Genomic DNA, 20,702 nt, shown 5'->3' with positions numbered 1-20,702 from the left:
GATGGTCTCTGGCCGCCATCCGGGGGCCGTCAAAAGTACGAAAATAAGCGTCGTGCCTGTGGATAACTTTGGCGGTCGAGAGTAGAATAGCGCGTTACGTGTGGCGCACCCAAGGTCGCCGACACCCTCATCAGCAGTAAAGAATAGATAAAGATTCATGGAAAATTTCTGGCAGACCTGCTCCGCCCAGCTGGAGCTGGAGCTGACGCCGCAACAATTCAGCGCGTGGATAAAACCGCTCATCCCCCTCGATTACGAGGCGGGCAAGTTGCGTGTGGCCGCGCCCAACCGGTTCAAGCTGGACTGGGTCAAGTCCCAGTTCGCCAGCCGCATCACGGCACTGGCCTGCCAGTACTGGGAAGCGCCGACCGAGGTGCAGTTCGTGCTCGACCCGCGCCTGGCGCTGCCGAAAAAGGCCGCCACCGTGGTGCCGGCACCCGACTACAACGACGGCAACCCGAACGGCCACGCGCGCAACTCCGACCCTGTGCCGTCGGTGCCCGAGCTGCCGGCTTCGGCCGCGCCGCGCCGCGAACAGAGCCGCATCAACACCGACCTGACCTTCGACAGCTTCGTCACCGGTAAGGCCAACCAGCTGGCGCGCGCCGCCGCGATCCAGGTGGCCAACAACCCGGGCGTGTCGTACAACCCGCTGTTCTTCTACGGCGGCGTCGGCCTGGGTAAGACCCACTTGATCCACGCGATCGGCAACCAGGTGATGGCCGACCAGCCGGGCGCCAAGATCCGCTACATCCACGCCGAGCAGTACGTGCGCGACGTGGTGACGGCTTACCAGCGCAAGGGCTTCGACGATTTCAAGCACTACTATCATTCGCTCGACATGCTGCTGATCGATGATATTCAATTCTTCGGCGGCAAGAGCCGCACGCAGGAAGAGTTCTTCTACGCGTTCGAAGCGCTGATCGCGGCGAAGAAGCAGATCATCATCACCTCGGATACCTATCCGAAGGAAATCACCGGCATGGACGATCGCCTGATCTCGCGCTTCGATTCCGGCCTGACGGTGGCGATCGAGCCGCCGGAGCTGGAAATGCGCGTGGCGATTCTGCTCAAGAAAGCCAAGCAGGAAGGGGTCACGTTCTCGGACGACGTCGCCTTCTTCGTGGCCAAGCACCTGCGCTCCAACGTGCGCGAGCTGGAAGGCGCGCTGCGCAAGATCCTGGCGTACTCGCGCTTCCACGGCAAGGACATCACGATCGACATCGTGAAGGAAGCGCTGAAGGATTTGCTGTCGGTGCAGAACCGCCAGATCTCGGTGGAAAACATCCAGAAGACGGTGGCGGACTTCTTCAACATCAAGGTGGCCGACATGTACTCCAAGCGTCGCCCGGCCAACATCGCGCGGCCGCGCCAGATCGCGATGTACCTGGCCAAGGAGTTGACGCAGAAGAGCTTGCCGGAGATCGGCGAACTGTTCGGCGGCCGCGACCACACGACCGTGCTGCACGCCGTGCGCAAGATCGCGCTGGACCGCACCAAGAACCCGGAATGCAACCACGAGCTGCACGTGCTGGAGCAAACGCTGAAGGGCTAGCCTGACACCAGGTTTGGCCTTATGATCTAGGCAAAAAAGCACGTCTGCTCGCAAGGCAACATTGTTATAAAAATATCGTTTAATCTTTACTATTGAGGATAATCTATGCAATTGGTCAAAACCACCCGAGATACCCTTCTCCGGCCACTGCAGATCGTGAGCGGTATTGTCGAGCGTCGGCACACTATGCCGATTCTGGCCAATATCCTCATCCGCAAAGAGGGCGAGAGCGTATCCTTCCTGTCGACCGACACGGAAGTCCAGATCACCACCAACGCCGAGATCGGTTCCGGCAGCGAAGTGACCGGCACCACCGTGGCCGCGCGCAAGCTGCTCGACATCCTGCGCGCGCTGCCTGAATCGGGCGACGTGACGATGACGCTGCTGAACAAGCGCCTGACGGTACAGACCGGCAAATCGCGCTTCGCGCTGCAGACGCTGGCCGCCGAAGAATTCCCGACCGTGCAGCAGGCCGACAGCTACAGCGCCTCCGTCACCTTGCCGCAGAAAACGCTGAAGCACCTGTTCAACATGGTGCACTTCTCGATGGCCCAGCAGGACATCCGCTACTACCTGAACGGCCTGCTGCTGGTCCTGGACGGCAAGAACGTGATCGCCGTGGCCACCGACGGCCACCGCCTGGCGTTCTGCCAGGTCGAGACCGAGCAATCGTTCGAGCGCCAGGAAGTGATCATCCCGCGCAAGACCATCATCGAACTGCAGCGCCTGCTGGAAGAGAACGACGAGACCGTGCAGCTGGACATCGCCGCCAACCAGGTCAAGCTGACCTTCGCCGACATCGAGCTGATCTCGAAACTGGTCGAAGGCAAGTTCCCCGACTACACGCGCGTGATCCCGAAGGGCTACAAGAACGAGTTCACGATCGGCCGCGATGAGCTGCTGCGTTCGCTGCAACGCGCCGCCATCATGACCAGCGACAAGTTCAAGGGCGTACGCTGCATCATCACCCCGGGAAGCATGAAGATCAGCTCGACCAATGCGGACCAGGAAGAAGCGGTCGAAGAGCTGGAAATCGACTACGGCGGCGACAGCGTCGACATCGGCTTCAACGTCACCTACCTGCTCGACGTGTTGAACAACCTGAAGTGCGACCAGGTCAACGTCGCGCTGGGCGATTCGAACTCGTCCGCGCTGATCTCGATCCCGGACAATGCCGACTTCAAGTACGTCGTCATGCCGATGCGCATCTAAGTTTTTGCTACAGCCGTCAGAACACCAGTAATCGATAACAGAGAAAGCAGCACATGTCCGCCATCCCAGAAGAGAATCCAGTACCAGTACCGGCCAAAACCGAAGAATACGGCGCCTCATCGATCCAGATCCTCGAAGGTCTGGAAGCAGTCCGCAAACGACCCGGCATGTACATCGGCGACACCTCGGACGGTACCGGCCTGCACCACCTGGTGTTCGAGGTGCTGGACAACTCCATCGATGAATCGCTGGCCGGCCACTGCACGGAAATCCACGTCACCATCCACTCGGACAACTCGATCTCGATCACCGACAACGGCCGCGGCGTGCCGACCGGCCTGAAGATGGACGACAAGCACGATCCGAAGCGCTCCGCCGCCGAGATCGTCATGACCGAGCTGCACGCCGGCGGCAAGTTCGACCAGAACTCGTACAAGGTGTCGGGCGGCCTGCACGGCGTGGGCGTATCGTGCGTGAACGCGCTGTCGAAGCTGCTGAAGCTGACCATCCGCCGCGACGGCAAGGTGCACTACATGGAGTTCGTCCGTGGCGTGCCGCAGAACCGCGAGCTGGAAGAGAAGGATGGCTTCGCCGTCTCGCCGATCAAGGTCATCGGCGAAACCGACAAGCGCGGCACCGACGTGCACTTCTGGGCCGACGAGGAAATCTTCACTCACGTCGAATTCCACTACGAGATCCTGGCCAAGCGCATCCGCGAACTGTCGTTCCTGAATAACGGCGTCAACATCAAGCTGACCGACCAGCGCACCGGCAAGGAAGAAATCTTCGCGTTCGAAGGCGGTACCCGCGGCTTCGTCGAGTACATCAACAAAGCCAAGACCGTGCTGCACCCGACCGTGTTCCAGGCCACCGGCGAACGCCTGTCGGACCAGGGCACCAACATCTCGGTGGACGTGTCGATGCAGTGGAACGACGCCTACAACGAACAGGTGCTGTGCTTCACCAACAACATCCCGCAGCGCGACGGCGGCACCCACCTGACCGGCCTGCGCGCCGCGATGACCCGCGTCATCAACAAGTACATCGACGAGCAGGAATTCGCCAAGAAGGCCAAGGTGGAAATCTCCGGCGACGACATGCGCGAAGGCCTGACCTGCGTGCTGTCGGTCAAGGTGCCTGAGCCGAAGTTCTCGTCGCAGACCAAGGACAAGCTGGTGTCGTCCGAAGTGCGCGGCCCGGTGGAAGAGATCGTCGCCAAGACGCTGTCGGACTACCTGCAGGAAAAACCGAACGACGCCAAGATCATCTGCGGCAAGATCGTCGAAGCGGCGCGCGCGCGCGAAGCGGCCCGCAAGGCCCGCGACCTGACCCGCCGCAAGGGCGTGATGGACGGCCTGGGCCTGTCGGCCAAGCTGGCCGACTGCCAGGAAAAAGATCCGGCGCTGTGCGAACTGTACATCGTCGAGGGTGACTCCGCAGGCGGCTCCGCCAAGCAGGGCCGCGACCGCAAGTTCCAGGCTATCCTGCCGCTGCGCGGCAAGGTGCTGAACGTGGAGAAGGCGCGCTTCGAGAAGATGCTGTCGTCGGAACAGATCACCACGCTGATCGCCACGCTGGGCACCTCGATCGGCCCGGATGAATTCAACGTCGAGAAGCTGCGCTACCACCGCATCATCATCATGACCGATGCGGACGTCGACGGCGCCCACATCCGCACGCTGCTGCTGACCTTGTTCTATCGCCAGATGCCGCAGCTGGTCGAGCGCGGCCACATCTACATCGCGCAACCGCCGCTGTACAAGGTCAAGGCCGGCCGCGACGAGCGTTATCTGAAGGATGACGCGGAAGAAGCGAGCTACATGATGAACGTGGCGCTGAACACCGCCGTGCTGATCCCGCGTGAAGGCGCCGATCCTATCGTCGGCGAACCGCTGGGCGAGCTGGTGCGTCAATTCAACCTGGCCAACGTCATCATGACGCGCCTGACGCGCGTGATCGACCGCGCGGCGCTGACGGCCATCATGACTGGTGTGACGCTGGATCTGAGCACGCAAGAGCAGGCTGAGGCATCGGCCCGCGCGATGATGGCGGAGATCAGCGATATCGCGGTAAAGATCACGGTGATTTCGGACGAGCTGTCCGAGAAGCACGCGCTGCGCATTGAGCGTATGCATCACGGTAACATCAAGGTCAGCTCGATCGATGCGGACTTCGTGCAGGGTGCGGACTACAACGTGCTGGCCAGCGCGGCAGCGACGTTCAAGGGTTTGATCGGCGAAGGCGCGTATGTGCGTCGCGGTGAAGGCGAGCGTACCAAGGAATCGGCCGTAGTGGACTTCCACCAGGCGATGCAGTGGCTGCGTGATGAGGCGGAACGTGTGGTGTCCAAGCAGCGCTACAAAGGTCTGGGTGAGATGAATCCGGATCAGCTGTGGGAGACCACCATGGATCCGACCGTTCGCCGTTTGCTGAAGGTGCAGATTGAGGACGCGATTGCAGCGGATCAGATCTTCACTACGTTGATGGGGGATGATGTGGAACCACGTCGGGCGTTCATTGAGAACAATGCTCTGCGGGCTGGTAACATCGACGTTTAATTAAATACCATTCCACCTCAAAAGCCAACTCTCCGAGTTGGCTTTTTTCTTATGGTTTGCGAATCTTAGGAGCGCGCCAAGGAGGAGTAATATTTCTTACACCAGATACTTGTCAAAGCATAACGGGGAGGGCGCATGACGGACTCTATCAGTCCAGAACGAAGAAGTCGGAACATGGCCGCAATTAGGAGCATAAACACAAAGCCTGAATTGATGCTTCGGAAAGCCCTACACGCTGCAGGGTTCCGCTTTAGATTACACCGTAAAGATCTTCCTGGACGGCCAGACATAGTTCTCCCGAGATACAATACCGTGATTTTTGTGAATGGATGCTTTTGGCATCAGCATCCGGGATGTAAATTTGCCCGTAACCCTCAATCGCATGAGGCCTTTTGGAAGGCTAAACTTGACCGAAATGTTGAGCGAGATAAGTGCAATACTGCAGAGCTAGATGACTTAGGTTGGAAGGTTATCGTGGTATGGGAATGTGAACTTCGCGACTCCACTGACTTCCTCGCCTCCCTCGTCAACCTTATCAGAAATGAAATTCCAAAACCCTCCCATCCTTCCACATCAGTACAATTATTCAGTTGACAGTTTTTCATTATAAACATCATCACAGGCAATCTTTCTTGCCCAACACAAAATTCTGATAACTATACGGCGATAGTTTGGCATCGACCGTAAAACAATACGCATTTGCCAAGCCTAACAAAAGAAAATTTAGCTTCGACTCCTGTATACTGGGTAAAATTGCGGCGACTCTAACCCTAACGCACCTCCAGTTCTTAAAGAAAATATGCCATACGATCTCACAGACGAGCAACGGGACCGCTATCGCGAAACCTCACTCCGGTCAAAAGCACGCAAGCAAGCATTGCTACGTGATTACAATGAAAACACTCCAGTGCCAGGAGTCGACCTTACCGAGCGCTTAGATCCAAACGATCTTATGCCTCAACTGGAGGACAACGGACTTACCACGCTATCACTGTTTTCAGGCGGAGGCGGCTTGGACCTCGGCTTTGAGCGCGCAGGCTTTGGTCATCGAGCGTCGTTTGAGATTCTCGATATCTGCGGAGAGACCTTGCGCGCTAACCGCCCTGACTGGGAGGTAAGATCGGGCATTGTCGAAGGGGATGTTAGGGCTGCTCGTTTTACTCCATTTAGAGGGGTAGATATTGTTCACGGCGGCCCTCCATGCCAGCCTTTTTCTGTCGCGGGTAAACAAGCGGGTGCAGACGATCCTCGCAATATGTGGCCGGACTTCGTGCGCTGTGTTCAGCAAACGCGCCCTCGCGCATTCATTGCCGAAAATGTTCCAGGCCTACTTGATAAAAAATTTGAGTCGTTTGTTACCGAGAATATTCAAGCGCCGCTCGAAGAAAACTACACTATTTTTAAGTTTAAACTGTCGGCTCATGATTTTGGGGTGCCACAAGCCCGCAAACGTGTTTTCTTCGTAGGTTTTCGTGCTGCTCGTGATGCTGCTAGATGGGTGCAACCAGCCCCGACTCACGGCGATGTTGAGACATTATTTGGTCCAATGCTCCCACGTAATACCACACGTAGCAGCCTCGGACTTCCCGATATCGGTTTCGATGAGGTTGCACCAACTTTACGTTCCGGATTTACCGGCCCTAGAAATACAACCGGAGTAGTAAACAGTAAAGCCTCGATGAATGTATGGAACGAAATGCAGGTTTGGCCCAACGGAGTCCAACCAACCCGTTCCATGGCGGCCGCTTACACAGCGGAAAACGGGCATTTCAGAATGTCCGTTGATGACTGCGCGCTACTACAGGGATTCCCTGCAGAATGGCGATTTAGTGGTGCTGTTTATCAAGCGTTGGGCCAAATAGGAAATAGTGTTTGCCCTCCAGTTGCCTATGCCGTTGCACGGCAGGTTGCAATTGCGTTGTTGGGGGAGTAATGCCAGTACAAGATGATGAGCGTGAAAGAGAACTTGTTCGGATGTTCAATCTTGACTGGGACCCAGCTCATCAACGTGCGGGTGTAGACGCATTGTTGAAGATTGACGTGGATGGCAGGCTTTGCCAGTTTGAAGTCGAAGTCAAATCATCAACTAACACTACAGTTTCAACAGCTAGAGATGTTGGGATGGAACATATACGGAAATGGCGTAGTATGTTCTTCGTGATCGGTTTTTATTCCAAAGAAGCAAGGCGCCCTGAACTTAAACACTGTCTATGTCTCACACCTCTTGACATGGAGCCATGGATTGCTGCAATCGAGGCTAAAATTCTGATTGATTTTAGATTGGCAATTCGCGCGGCGAAGCGATTAGTACTAGAGGATCTTCATGATGTATGTGGAGCGCAGGATTCTTACACTTTACATAACGCAAAGCAGCTACATAAACAGCAGTGGACGTCTGAAGAATATGCAGCGGCACTGGATATGGATGTCAATGGAAGTCCCCGAATATCACCAACAAAGATGCTAGATATTCTTCGACTTCGGTCGCGTTATATTGCAGAGAGAGGAGCAACGCTCAACAACCCCCATATAACTAAGGCCCATTTAGATACTTTTACAGGAACAGATCGAGTAGTCTCAGGGCCAAATTGGGCGGAAGGCGTAAGAAAGATAGCGAGAGATTTTGCAAGAGCATATCCCAACCATCCTGCCATCGCTACGCTGCAGTCTTAGCAATACTGATATTAATTGACCAGAACCGGCCGGAAGTCGCATAGATTTCATTGGGTGATTACAGGACTACAAACGGCCACAACCTACGCATGATCCGGTGGAACCTGGGGCTTCTTTTTGCCCTGATCGCCACTCGGGCCATGTGGCCCGAGCTTTTATGCCCCAGCATCCGCAGCGGTTTACGCCGGCTACGGGTGATTTTAGTTTATTCAGCGCGGACGATGTAAAACGCAATATGGCAGCGCTGAAACTCTATCGCGCACATAGCTTCAACGCTGGAAAGCGAGATGCGAGGTTGATAAGAGCCCAAGCTTGGCGGCAATGACACAGGTGATTCGCCCGAATTTCGATTACCTCACGGTGTCCTTAAGTTTTCCTCATGCCGATTCCAGCTAGCTACTCGGCCGCTCCGCCTCGGGACTGCCCCAGAACGGCTCGGATAGACAGTATATGATCTTAGACAGTAGAGCTCTCCCCAAGAAGCATGCTTTCCTCACAATACCAGGCTAGAAATAGCTCTAGCTCCTTCTCGTAATAAGTAGCCGGTGGGATTAAGCTTAGAAACAATCCTACAAAGTAAATTAATACAGCTATTACTGCCAGGGCGATAACGGTATATCCTTGCGCCCAATACTTCTCAATGCCGGCACCAGCAGCTAAAATCCCAACGAATAATGTCACAGGAAGCGAAAACAGGCCCCGGGAAATAACTGGCGGATGGGCTTGGCGCAACTCCGATTCTAGTTTAAGAAGTTTACTAAGCTTTAAAACCTTGGGGACATCTATGTTTCTCGCACGCAGTCCTTGCGCAAACATCTGAAAACGAAAAAGTTGAAAATCTTTGCGGTATGCCTGCTGGACATCATCTTCACACTGTTCAAGCGGATAAATGCTATGCAGAGCGGGGGGAAAGCGCATGATCATCAACCCCAATGGAAGTACAATGGCCAGGAACAAGGTCCAGTCGTTAGCATATATTGAACCGATTCCGAGCACAGCAAAGACTATAAGTCCAAAATATAGATCAGCAAGATAACTCCAACTTGGTCTATAAAACACCGAAGAGAGAATATTCCAGCGTGACCATTTTCGAAATTCTTTTCGAATTATTGCCACGTCATTTAGATGTTGCATGTTGCGTCCTTTCAATCCAAGTATGGGAAGTGAAACTTCAGCTGCATTTACTCGAGCAACCGAATTAGGACAGTAACATGGGTAGGTAGGCTCATTCACTTCCGCGTCGAACGGGCCTCGTTTGCAACGCCCCCAAAATCGTACGGCCTTGATGTGGCGTCCAGTCAGGTTACGATATTCAAAGCACCAAAATTGCTCCAACCGTATTTCATTGTGGTCCATCCACGCTTGCTTCCTTACTTTTATTTTGGCTAACCTCCCCGTTTTTTGGATTCATTGGACTGTTGCATTTGCGGTGCCAATGAGAGTACAGCCACATTCCGTCTTGCACCCCTCGACGGCGACTGGGATATCTCCAACAGCGAGTGTTTCGTGCGCGGTAATGATTTTATTTACACCATGCGGCGCACCTCCGGGGTAAAACTGCGGGCAGTAGACTTTGTCATGAAGGCGCGCGATTGCCTTGCCTCCTATGTCATGTGTAGGTGAGCCGCTGATGACCTTACCGCCATGATCTGTCGAGTCGCCAACTGTGATGATCCTCAAGGACATGATTGTGCCTCTACTATGTTTTAGTAAGTTGGCGGACCACTCGGCTCAGGCTCCGTCGCATCTTCAGGACCGCTCCAACCAGGCAACTCACCAGGAGGAAGAGGCAATACCTCATCTAATTTTCCAAGCCTCATATCAGGGTTGACAACAAATGCATCGTAAATGGCCTTGTATCGGAACATCCGCTCTACATCAGTCTCAATCCCAAGCCGCTTCATCTCACTTTTTTCGTCATCTGTAGCGCCAGGGTTGTATCCGTGCAAAAAAAGCAGCTCCAAGGCCGCCGCACATTCCTTGCTTCCAAATTTCACTCCTTCTTGGTACAACCTAATCGCATCTTGAAAGCGCTTTTCGACCTCCGCCGTAATTGCCAGATCATAAGCAGCAGCGCCGTGCCCTTGCTGGTACGCACATCGGATCATAGCTTCAGCATCAGCTTTCCTACCAGCGTCACCATATGCAGTTGCCAACGCCATTTGTGCGTCGGGGCTCCCGAGTTGCGCCGCTCTAAGATAATAAGCCCACGCAAGGTCATGGTCGTATGGCACACCTCCGTAGCCATTTTCATATGCGACGCCGAGATCGAATATTCCCCAAGGCTGCCCAGCCTCAGCAGCCATCCGGGCAATTTCGACACCTTTTTCGGGTAAGGCATCAAGCACATGGTTTGAGTCTAAAACGCCGAATCCGTAGAGGTAAAAATGAGCCAACAAGGCTCGTGCCCCCCAGTCTCCCAAGTCGGCGGCTTGACTGACATCTTTGAGTATCCGAGAAGCTTCCTCGTGTGTAAGTTGCCATTCAATCTTGCTACGGTAAACTTTACGGGCTTCAATATAAAGGCGATAGGCTCCAGGGTCACGTATCGAAGGCATATGTTGCTTCCAACGATCACATGCAGGAGGCGGATCAGCCAATTTAAACTTCTTGAATCCAACAGGCAGCGCATGCAAGGCTCTCTCCTGAAAATATCCACCAATGAAAGATGCTCCTGCCGGCAATGCGACAATTAGCACGAGGATCACCATCCAACGTCTTCGTAAGTTGTCCATAGCTAGACAACCGGCATGCCAGGTTTTCTGTCGACATGGAATGGCAGCAACTGCCCCACCAACTTAATACCTGCAGCTTTGTTCTTTAGATTTTGAGATGAAAATTTTTCCCATTGTTTGAAGGTATTTTCCATATCACCAAATTGTTGGGGGCCGGCTTCCGGAACACATTGACTGAAGAGGTCGACACGTAATTGATACGCTACATCCTTTGCTTCGCTTAATACATTGAGCTCACTGTCTAAGGCCATGCTTCGCAAGTTCAGGTTGGCGGACCCAATCGTGAACGCCGCGTCATCCACGATCGCCACTTTGGCGTGGATGTAGATTTCCTCATAATCTGTAGCGCGCAATTTACCTTCAGTATCAGCACACGTCCAAAGGGACCCCATGAAAACGTTGATTCCACGTCTAGCCAGATCACTCGGGGTTATAGGTAGACTTGTCTTGGATTTTCGAGCCTTTTCGACGGCCTCTTCATGTTCAAACCGCATGCTACTGCTCATCCCAACTTTGCTGGCCACATCGTATGTTGGTCGATCCATGCCGCCTCTTTCTGGCGTAGACGTCAACATGAATACATAAATCGGGGTGAGATAACCCGCAGCCCGAAGGCGCCCAACACATTCGATCAGGAACTCCGCCCAAGGTTCGTATTGGATGTACTGGTTCTGAATAAAAATGTAATGAAGCATCTGCCTGGTGAGGTTTGCGTAGCACTCTTTTATAGACTTTTCCGCGTGCAGCGGTTGGGTACGAACTAGCTGCAGGTTGTGATGTCCATACGGAAGATCGAAGGCGTCTAAAGACAGGCGTTTGCGTCGGGCGATAAAATCAGGATCCATTTCGTCTTGCAGCAAGTCGCCGACTTTACAAGCAAGCTTGACAGGAGTTAGCTGCGGAAGCCACATGAGCCAGCCGAGGTCACAGAACAAAGAGCTGGGGCGCTTGGACTCTTGCCATGCTTGGCAGAAGTTATGATTGAGATCATAAAGAATTGGTCCACGCACACGGCAGGAGACATCCTGATAAGGTTGAGCGACGTGGCTGTGTGCGTCAATGTAAGACTGCACAGATCGCTCTTTTTCCCGTTGTTGATCGTCGGTCATGCCGGAGTTAAAACTGTCGAACTGCCGCCCATGCTTCCAAGCGCTTTTCTGTAGCTCCACATGATCCATAGAGTAAACGCGCTCCCGACGTTTGTCTCTAAATTTATGCTCTTTTGTATCCCAAAAATCAGTAAGGGAATTGTGTCCCATGACATAGCCCCTTGCCAGTTTGGGGCGTTCGTAGTCAACTAGCAGCATTTTCTGATGATGGGCGGCATAGACTTTACCCAAATGAGCCATGATGTTCGATGGTGCGGACTCTCCTGATAGCGACTGGTCAAGGAACTTGGTCGGAACATCGCGTACATGAAATTGAATATTCGGTATTTCGCCTGCGCACACCTGCGAAAACCACTCAGCGCTGTAGGCTTGATGCGACTCGCTATAGTAGCCGGTCAAAATACAATTAATGCTCGGAAGCCTCTTTCCGTAATAGCCAGGAATGTTCTTCATCAGCTCCTGGGACATTACGTCATCGTGCCAGACGAGCAGACGGACTCTGACCGGATTTTTCTTTCTCGTCGCAATTTCTTTTAGTAAGTCTCCATAGCGCGTTCCCTCTTCCGCCGTGGATCCACGGACAAGCACCATACCTGGGTCGAAGCCCCATGTAATGATGTCCACGCTCTGCCGCGCGCTTTCGAGATCCTTCGCGATTCGTTCAAACACTTCTTCTCCGCAGATCAAGGGCTCAATAGAGCAGCGATAGCGTGGGTAGTAGACCGGGTTCGGCACGCGAACAAACCAGCATGGTGCAAGACATTGGCTGGGAGGAGCATTGTGCCGATAAGATAGCGTCTGTAGGTAAAGGTGTTCGTTGATACTCATGGTATTCACAGTACGGTCCTTTAAATCAGAAGGGCAAGATCATCTCTCGGGCAATTCATCATCGTCGCTCACCGCCGGGTTAGACAGTAGCCTGCTTTGTTCCAGCGAAGCGTGCTCGGCATTAAGCGAACCACCTGCATTGGCGTAGCCGTGATAGCCGATTCCGGAACTTATCTCGTGCTGTTCTTCGTGCGGGTTAGGGTCGATGGCGAAGCGGTTGCCGTTAGGGAGTTCAAGGTGGTAATCGGACTGCTTATCCAAATCGTGTTTGAAGGTCATGTTGCCGTCGTCATCGAACTTGCCTTGCTCTGCCACAGTGCCATCCTTATAGAGCTTGTAAGGCAATCCGGCATTGGCGCGGCCGCCTGCAGCGGGATGAGTGTTCAGATGAAACGTCCCGGCACCTTCAAGAGTCCGTTGCGGTGGCTGCGCATTTGCTATATCCATGGTCTTAGGTCCAATCAAGCTGTGTTTCGCTGCGTGCGAGACGAAGTTTCCTGCGCTGCCAAGCTCAATGCCGCCTGCGCCGAATTTGGCATAGCTCCCACCACCGTTGATGACGACTTCCTCTTTGGCGCTGATGTTGATGCTATTAGCCGTCTGCGTAATTTTGAGTTTGGCCAAGATGTTGACGCTGTCCGACAGTGCACGCACATCGATGTCGCCAGCCGCCGCGACGAGCCGCATTCCTGCCTTGTGCACGAATACACGCAACGCTTGTCGAACACTGGCAAATAAGCTTCTGCCGCTGGCGACGGAAAGATCCATCCCTGTAGTGAGTGCCGTGTGCTGGTCACTGGCAATATGTGTGCTCCCGCCCGTTGAAGTTTCGATACCGGCTGGACTTGCAAGCAGCAGATGCGGTTTACCTAACTGCGAAAGATCCCCTTTCTCTCCGCCGTGAATATCCCGGTTCTGGGTCTTGACCACAGCAGCTACTGTGGCTTGCTCCTCTCCGTCCTGGGCAGCCGAGCCTTGCGCAAGCTTAGCCAGCGTCTCATGCTGGTTTTGGGCCGCTTTCAGTCGCTGCAAAGTTTCGCCAATATCCTTGGCCGGAGACGCTCCAGGCGTGCGACTCTCCGTTGTAATGAGCATCCCTTTGTTGGCGCGAGCGACGCCCCAAGCACTGGTTGCCAGCTCCCACCCTTCGCCGCGAGCTCCGCCAGCACCATTCGATCTCGCCTGCGTGATAAAACCCAGGTTGAGTTGCGAATCGCCATGATCGCTAGACAACTGCGCGCTTATTTGACCATTGGTATCGTCCAGACGAAGCCGATTTGCGCGCGACCCTTTTATTTCGCGGCTTTTGATGCCGGAGAGGTAGCGATTACCCGGCAGCTCACCGGCGTTGCTGAGCGCTGGCGGCCGCGCTTGCTGGTTATACAACTGACCAACGATGACTGGCTTGTCCGGGTCTCCGCCAAGGAAGTTGACCAGCACTTCCGTGCCAATGCGCGGCAAGCCAATGGTGCCGCATTGTTGCAGGCTGCCGGGGCCGTTGCCGGCCCAGTTTGAGGCTACGCGAACCCAAGCGGAGTCGGTTTCCGTATCCGATGCACCAGCATTCGAGGCCTGTTCGTGATCAACCTCGCGCGTGCCGGGGAAGCGGATTTTTACTCGGCCCATCTGGTCGCAGTGGACTTCTTCGCCTTCCGGCCCGACAACGATCGCGCTTTGCATCAGCGCCTGCGGCAGGTCCGTGCGCGGATCGTAAGCCGGTACGATGATCACTCCACGTCGCACCGCCGTGAACTGGATATGCATGCGCAGCGGCCCCGATGCCACCTTGTCCGCCACATCCCTCTGCATCTGCAACTCCTGCGCGCCCTGCATCCAGCGGCTGCGGGAAAACAACCGCTCCACGCGCGCGGCCAACGCCTTGGGCAGGTTGTTCTGCGCGTTCACCTGCAGGGCCGTCACGACAAAATCCCGCTCCTCGACCGGATGCCCGTCCACCTCCGGATGCTCAGCCAGCGTGAAGTACTCCCCCGCGCACAGATCGCGCACGCTGCCCTCGCCGTGAAAGCATTTCGACTCGTAATCGTGCCGGCTCATGCGCAGTTTCCCGAGGCGGCACAGGTCTTCATTGTCATCGCCCGCATGCGGCGCCAGGATCTGATAATCGTCCAGGCTCGCGGCCAGATCGTTGCCGCTCACGCCCTGGTCCACACCGCTGCTGGCCTCCGCCATCATGAAGTCACGGCCTTGCGAGTTGCGATAGTCCCAGCTATGCCTCGTGACCACACCCGGCTGCAAACTACGCACCGCGCTCCAGGAAGTGATCGTGTCGCGCTCCTCAGTCGCCGCGTCGCGGTGATACCGAATCGTGCCGGCAGCGTTCTGGCGCAAGCTGTCAGCGTTGTTGAACAACACCAGCGTGTGCATCGGATACTCGCCGCCTTCCGCGCGCACGTACCAGCCTATCCCCCTCCGCTTCAACAAGCGCCGGATGAACGCCGCATCCGATTCGTTGTGCTGCATGGTGAATTCGCGCTTGGGATACTCGCGCTGGCTGAAGGCCTCGTCCACCTCGTGCTTGAAACACACTCCAAGGATGGAACTCTTCTGCCGCCACTCATTCAAAATGCGCTGAACAATCTCCACCTCGTCCATGTTGCGGAACACGCGGGTGTTGATGCGCTTTTCCAGTATCGACAGCGCATCGCGCAGCACCAGTTGATAGCTGGCCAGGCCGCCGTCGCTGTCGCCCGAGCTGGCCTCGGTGACGATGCCGCAGACGCTGCGCAAGTCTCCCCTATCCGTAACGAATTCCAGCGCGGCCGGCACGGCGATCATTTCCTTCAGCGGCAAGCTGGCATTGGCCGACACGCACAGCACGCGATACTCGATCCCGCCGCACAAGGCCTCCGTTCCGAACACCCGCTGTGGCAGCAGCATGTCGTCATTGACGCCGCCCGGCAAATCCAGCCGCAAACGCAAAGGCCGATTACTGGTGACAAGCTCCTTGGCCAGGCCCATGAAGCTGAAGAAGTCATTATCGCTTTCCACAATCGCTCCTCAGGTATGCAGCAGATACATCAGCTCTTCGCGGTCCTGCCGCTGCGGCCCGCCAACCAGGCATGTGTTGACGCCCAACCGGCAGCCGCCGTCCAACCCGGGAGCGCGCACATCGTCCGCCCGCTGGATCAGATGCACCTCATACGTCATGCCCACGCCGCAGTGCAGGCCCAGCATCGCTTCCAGCCGCGTTGCGGCGCTGCGGCCAGGCAGAAAGTCTTCGTAGGCATCCCTCCCCAGCGGGCCGATACGCAAACGCACGCGCGCATCGCAGCCGTAGACGCGCTCACCCAACATCACGCCAGCGCCAAGGTCGACATTAGCCTTGCCCAGTTGCGCCTGATCCGCGTCTGCCAACAGCAGCCACTGGCCAACCAACTGCTCCACTACAAAGCGCACGTTGAAGTATTCCGAGTAGATCCCCGCCATCAGCGGCGCCGACACGCTGCGGCTTCTGATCTGCATCGCGTAACGCGCCAGAGTCTCGCGATCGACGGATTCGTCGGGATGCGCACCGGACAGGGCAAGCAGCATCGCGAGAAAACCATCATCGCCAGCCTGCGTCGTCATGCATTCCGGCCTATGCTTGGCCCACGCCAGATAAAACATGCCCAACGACCGGTGCGACAACATGTCCAGGAACGCACGCGGGCCGCCGTCGTTATGGGTCCGCTCGTAACGGTTGATACGCTCCGAGTAGTGCAGCGGCAGCGCGCCATGGCTGCCCAGCAGTCCCATGAAAGCCGGCGTGAGGCGTATCACCTCCTCCCCGTCGTCGCTGATGTTCTCGATCTGATTCGGCGGGAACGCCAGCGACAGCCGGTTGCGGTAGCGCAGCCGGCGCGGCGGCCGCAACTGCTCGACCAGGCGCACCGCCTGGAAGAACTCGAAGCCCTCCGGCTCCGCCAGCAATTCGCCGATCAGGCTAGCGTCAGTGCGCCGTTGCGAGGCAGGCATCGCAGCAACTCCTTTCCGCTGACATGCGACAGCACGACCAGCCGCGTAAAACTGTTCAAATGCACGTGCAAGCCGAGCAGATGATCGAGCAGTTGCGCAAACGCGTGCAGGCCGGTGCCCGCATAGGCTTCCTCGTCCAGCGACACCCTCACCTCCACCCCGCGCAGATACGCTCTCCCCCGCGCCTGCCGCACCCACGCCGTCGCCGGCTGGTGCGACAGCGCCATGATGCCGTCGATCTGCCGCTGCGACACTGCGGTGTCCCGCTGCGCGTACAGACGCAGCATGGCGGTCAGCGCCGGCAGGCCCTCCTGCGTCAGCGACCTGTGATTGAGCGCCAGCTGCGTGATCAGTCCCCATTGATCGCCGCCGCTCCCCTGCCGATACGACAGCGTCGGCCGGCGCAGCATGCGGATCGGCAGGCTGCCGGCTGCCGTTTCGGTGCTGAGATCGCCGGTGGCGCGGCCATATTGCAGGCCGTGCGGCAGGTTGCGGTTGGTGCAGGTGAGGCGTACCGAAGCCATGCCTTCATCCAGCTTCAACGGCGAAAAATCGCGGTCCACCAGCGTCAGCGAATATTCATGGCCGGCCGCCGCATCGGCCAACTCCTCGTCGCGTTGCGCAAGCCAGTAGTGTCCCTTGCGGCCGGCCTCCTCGCCGTGCCGCAGCGAATAGTAGGGAAAGAATTCGGTGATCGAGCTACCCTGCGCCGTCTTGCGCAGCAGTTGCACCGTATCGATGCTGTAGATCTCGCAGGCGCCGCCGGGCATCTCATCCGGCATCAGCGGATAGCTGCTGCGGCGATGGTTGACGCGTATCGGCGTGGCCGACTGCGTGTACAAATTGATGACTGGCGTGCAGCCCAGCACCAGGTTGTCTTCCGATAGCGTGCGCAGGATGCGTGCGGACGGCGCATCGGGCCGCAACTCGGACAAGGCGATCCGCAGCGTCAGCCGCGAACAACCGGCAGGGCTTGCGGCGAGCAGCGCATGCAGGTCGATATCGAAAAAATCGAATTTTTCCGGGAAGGCGAAGTACTCGCTCAACAGCCGGTAGGCACTATGCTCCGAAGGCGCTGCTGGCAACAAGGCTTCTTCGGCGGCGAAGCCGGCCGGTGCGATCGGCAGGCGATCCAGCATGCGCCACTGGCCATCCGCTTCCACGCAGGCGCAGGCCGCGCGCATGAAGAGCGTATCGCGCAGAGTCGCCCGCAACGAAGCCTCGCCGTCGATGAACACGCGCAGCTTGGGCAAATCCAGCGCAGCCAATCCCCGCGCGGCGGCGGTGCTTTCGATGGCGATGCAGATCGCCGAGCCAGCCTCCGGCGGCAGCGGCAGGGTCGATGGCGCCTGGATGTACGGCTCAAACCACGCGGCGCTGATCGTCACCGGCGCCACCGTCGCATCGTAGACGGTACGGAAGCGGCATGTCACCGCGCTGCGGCCCAGCGACTTCATCGCCGTGCCGCGCGGCAGCGTGGTGACGCTGCTCACTTCATTGGCCCTGGCGCCGCTGTAGTCGATGCGGGCGATGGAGCAGGAGGGAATCGGCCGCAGATAATGCGGGTACAACATGCCCAGCAGCGCTTCGGTGAAGGTGGAATAGCCGTCGTCCAGCAGCTTGGCGACGCGGGCGTTGAGAAAAGCCGAAGCCTGGATCAAGCGCTCGACGTGGGGATCGGCGCAGGTTTCGCCGCTCATTTGCAAACTGCCTGCCAGCTTGGGGTAGCGACTTGCAAACTCGGAGCCGGTGCGCCGCAGCATGCTCAATTCGCGTTCGAAGTAAGGCAGCAGTTTTTCCATCGTGGCATCCGTGGCAAATTGCGCGGCCCACAGAAATTTGTGGACCGCACAGGTTGCCGATCATGTCACGACAGCAGACTCTCCAATTTGATCTTCAGCAACGCAACCTACTTCGTCACCCGCTCCCACCCCGCGCGCACCGCATCCTTGAACTTCTCCCAGCTCGATTGCGCGTGCTTGCTTTCCCAATTGCTGCGCAGCTCGGGCTCGACCTCTTCCCACGGCTTGTCCTTGTAGCCGGGATTGCCGGCCATCGATTCGCCATAGCGGTACGCCGGATCGAACTCCTGATAGGTGTTGCCGCCGTAGGACATGGTCTTTTCCCAATGCGTGCGGAAGTAAACGGCGTCATCGTCGGTCTCGTCGCCACGCAGGATGTTCAGGCTGTCCTGGTTGGGCGTGCCCGTATCGCGCGGGTAGATGCGCATGCCGCTGCGCTGCACCGTGCTCTGCTCCGAGATCGGCACGTTCACGCCGGTCATCGCGGGCGACACCGTATCGCCGCGCTGCATCGAACCCGGCGTCAACAAGCCCTGCTCGGAGCGTGCGAAGTCCACCGCCTCCTCACGCGGACGGATGCCGTGCTGTACTGGCGCACTTTGCTGCGCGCCCAGGCTGGTCTGCGGCGTGCCGGCGCCGCTCCATCCGCTGGCGCGCCACATGGCCTCATGCTCGTCGATATCGATCGGATTGAAATCTTCGACGATATCCGCCGCGCGGTCCGCCGCTTCCATGGTGGTGGTCTGTATGGTCAGCACCACGTGGCCGCGATTCAGCGCTTCCGCATAAATATGGCGGTCCGCGTGCTCGCGCCCCAGCAGGCCGCTGAACATCTGCTTGATCGAACTGAGGATGGACTCGTCGTCGTTGATGCGCGGCGTGCCGGCCACGCTGCCGGAGTCGGTCACGGTGATGCTCTCGGCGGCATAGCCGCTGTGGACCAATTCGTCCTTGGCTCGGTTGGCCTCGGCACGGGTTTCAAATACTGCTGCCAATGTATGTGTCATGATGGGCTCCTGGTTTAAGACGCGAGAGAGTTCCATTCCAGTCTACGTTCTATGCCGCGAGGGTAGCGCCCGTTTGCCAACCGGAAATTAAGCCGTTCAGCCCGCCAACAGCTGTTGCTGCAATGCCTTGTTGAAGGCGGGGATGTCATCCGGCTTGCGGCTGGTGATCAGCCGGCCGTCGACTATCACTTCCTCGTCGCTCCATTGCGCGCCGGCGTTGCGCAGGTCGGTCTGCAGGCTGGGCCAGCTGGTCACGCGCTTGCCGTCCACCAGGCCGGCGTCGATCAGCGTCCACGGGCCGTGGCAGATGGCGGCGATGGGCTTGCCCAAACCGCCGAAGTCGCGGATGAAGCCAATCGCTTCCTTGTGCAGGCGCAGCTGGTCGGGGTTCGATACGCCGCCCGGCAGCACCAGTGCATCGTAGTCGCCCGGCTTGGCGTCGCGCACGTTCAGCTCCACGTCGAAGCGGCCGGCCGGGTCGGCGTGATTGAAGCCTTGCACCTGCTCGCCCTTGGCCTTGGTCGAGATCAGCGTCACTTGCGCGCCGTGCTCTTCCAGAAAGCTGCGCGGGCCGGTGTATTCAACCTGCTCGACGCCGTCCGTCATCAGGATCGCGACGTGCTTGTCTTTTAATTGGGAATTGTCCTGGTTGGTCATGGTGCCTCCTCAATGTATGTGAACGGAAAGCGTGCCACACCTGCGCGCCAAGGCATGTGCGCACACGAACATAGCGGCATGGAGAATGGCGTACCATACGCATGCCATTTCAAGGGATAGACAGATGAGTCTCAATAAAAAATTGAAGCATGCGGCGGCGGGATTGGCGACCAGCTTCGTCAGCCGCAACAACGATGTCGGCGGCTACTGGGCGCCGGGGCTGCTGTACCGCGACGCCGCTGCGGGCCTCGCCGTACAACTGCGCCTGACGGATCGCACTGCCGCGCCAGCCACTCCGGCAGCAATGCTGGTGATGCGCAACTACGCGGAATTTCTGCGGCGCGCCTTGCGCAAGCACGGCGTCGACTGGGAGGAACTGGCGCTGGCCACGGTGGACGTGCGCTTCAACGCGCCCCACACCGGGCCGCGCCTCGCCTGCGGCGAGCCCTTCACTTGCACCGTGAGCCTGGCATCGAAGGCGGACAGCGCCGTCAGCGCAAGCGCCACCTCCTATTGCCAGCGATATGAAGCGGGCCGCTACACGGCCCGGGGCGGCAGCGACGCATCCGTCATCGCCGCCCTGGGCTGACG

At 57.3% G+C, this 20,702-nt stretch carries 16 protein-coding genes; 7 read left to right on the top strand and 9 right to left on the bottom strand.

All coding sequences use genetic code 11. The features are described from left to right. The first annotated feature begins 157 nt into the window (after positions 1-157). From dnaA to DUGA2_RS32930, 6 genes are all read left to right on the top strand, one after another. A complete protein-coding gene (gene dnaA, locus DUGA2_RS25370; protein ID WP_008453127.1) occupies positions 158-1,555 on the top strand; it encodes a chromosomal replication initiator protein DnaA in 1,398 nt (465 codons plus the stop codon). A gap of 105 nt (positions 1,556-1,660) precedes the next feature. Then, positions 1,661-2,767 (top strand): DNA polymerase III subunit beta, encoded by a 1,107-nt coding sequence (dnaN, locus tag DUGA2_RS25365; protein ID WP_008453129.1) that lies wholly within the window; start codon positions 1,661-1,663, stop codon positions 2,765-2,767. A gap of 53 nt (positions 2,768-2,820) precedes the next feature. Continuing rightward, on the top strand, positions 2,821-5,325 hold the full coding sequence (gene gyrB, locus DUGA2_RS25360) for a DNA topoisomerase (ATP-hydrolyzing) subunit B (RefSeq protein WP_070272199.1): 2,505 nt from the start codon (positions 2,821-2,823) through the stop codon (positions 5,323-5,325). 135 nt (positions 5,326-5,460) lie between these two features. After that, the gene (locus tag DUGA2_RS32940; RefSeq protein WP_071658978.1) at positions 5,461-5,919 is read left to right on the top strand and encodes a very short patch repair endonuclease; all 459 of its coding nucleotides are present in this window, start codon (positions 5,461-5,463) and stop codon (positions 5,917-5,919) included. A 205-nt stretch (positions 5,920-6,124) separates the two neighbouring features. Next, a complete protein-coding gene (locus tag DUGA2_RS32935) occupies positions 6,125-7,258 on the top strand; it encodes a DNA cytosine methyltransferase (protein WP_071658977.1) in 1,134 nt (377 codons plus the stop codon). Then, positions 7,258-7,998: a hypothetical protein gene (locus DUGA2_RS32930; protein WP_071658976.1), complete on the top strand. Its 741-nt coding sequence runs from the start codon at positions 7,258-7,260 to the stop codon at positions 7,996-7,998. The genes DUGA2_RS32935 and DUGA2_RS32930 overlap by 1 nt, the downstream gene beginning before the upstream one ends. Before the next feature lie 456 nt (positions 7,999-8,454). Here the strand turns inward: DUGA2_RS32930 and DUGA2_RS25355 are convergent, their stop codons facing one another. The 9 genes from DUGA2_RS25355 to DUGA2_RS25320 all read right to left on the bottom strand — a co-directional run bounded on the left by DUGA2_RS25355 (position 8,455) and on the right by DUGA2_RS25320 (position 20,111). Next, on the bottom strand, positions 8,455-9,354 hold the full coding sequence (locus tag DUGA2_RS25355) for a hypothetical protein (protein WP_168167826.1): 900 nt from the start codon (positions 9,352-9,354) through the stop codon (positions 8,455-8,457). Between the two features lie 51 nt (positions 9,355-9,405). Next, positions 9,406-9,684 carry a PAAR domain-containing protein gene (locus DUGA2_RS32925; protein WP_071658975.1) on the bottom strand — a complete coding sequence of 93 codons (279 nt, stop codon included), beginning with the start codon at positions 9,682-9,684 and terminating at the stop codon, positions 9,406-9,408. A gap of 20 nt (positions 9,685-9,704) precedes the next feature. Further along, entirely contained in the window at positions 9,705-10,709 is a 1,005-nt protein-coding gene (locus DUGA2_RS25350; RefSeq protein WP_070272197.1) for a tetratricopeptide repeat protein, read from the bottom strand. A gap of 26 nt (positions 10,710-10,735) precedes the next feature. Continuing rightward, positions 10,736-12,670: a phosphatidylserine/phosphatidylglycerophosphate/cardiolipin synthase family protein gene (locus DUGA2_RS25345; RefSeq protein WP_229214770.1), complete on the bottom strand. Its 1,935-nt coding sequence runs from the start codon at positions 12,668-12,670 to the stop codon at positions 10,736-10,738. A gap of 39 nt (positions 12,671-12,709) precedes the next feature. After that, a complete protein-coding gene (locus tag DUGA2_RS25340; protein WP_229214769.1) occupies positions 12,710-15,679 on the bottom strand; it encodes a type VI secretion system Vgr family protein in 2,970 nt (989 codons plus the stop codon). 9 nt (positions 15,680-15,688) lie between these two features. Further along, positions 15,689-16,645 (bottom strand): type VI secretion system baseplate subunit TssG, encoded by a 957-nt coding sequence (gene tssG / locus DUGA2_RS25335; RefSeq protein ID WP_070272196.1) that lies wholly within the window; start codon positions 16,643-16,645, stop codon positions 15,689-15,691. After that, a complete protein-coding gene (gene tssF / locus DUGA2_RS25330; RefSeq protein WP_070272195.1) occupies positions 16,609-18,447 on the bottom strand; it encodes a type VI secretion system baseplate subunit TssF in 1,839 nt (612 codons plus the stop codon). The genes tssG and tssF overlap by 37 nt, the downstream gene beginning before the upstream one ends. A gap of 107 nt (positions 18,448-18,554) precedes the next feature. Next, positions 18,555-19,454: a hypothetical protein gene (locus DUGA2_RS25325; protein ID WP_070272194.1), complete on the bottom strand. Its 900-nt coding sequence runs from the start codon at positions 19,452-19,454 to the stop codon at positions 18,555-18,557. Positions 19,455-19,550: 96 nt separating this feature from the next. After that, entirely contained in the window at positions 19,551-20,111 is a 561-nt protein-coding gene (locus DUGA2_RS25320; protein WP_070272193.1) for a type 1 glutamine amidotransferase domain-containing protein, read from the bottom strand. Positions 20,112-20,235: 124 nt separating this feature from the next. Here DUGA2_RS25320 and DUGA2_RS25315 point away from each other — a divergent pair, with 124 nt between their 5' ends. Continuing rightward, positions 20,236-20,700 carry a hypothetical protein gene (locus tag DUGA2_RS25315; protein WP_141753383.1) on the top strand — a complete coding sequence of 155 codons (465 nt, stop codon included), beginning with the start codon at positions 20,236-20,238 and terminating at the stop codon, positions 20,698-20,700. Positions 20,701-20,702: the final 2 nt, after the last annotated feature.

It is taken from the genome of Duganella sp. HH101, assembly GCF_001758795.1.
Classification (GTDB): domain Bacteria; phylum Pseudomonadota; class Gammaproteobacteria; order Burkholderiales; family Burkholderiaceae_D; genus Rugamonas; species Rugamonas rivuli.
The sequence above is the reverse complement of the archived record's forward strand: the minus strand, read 5'-3'. Positions and strand labels throughout refer to the sequence as shown.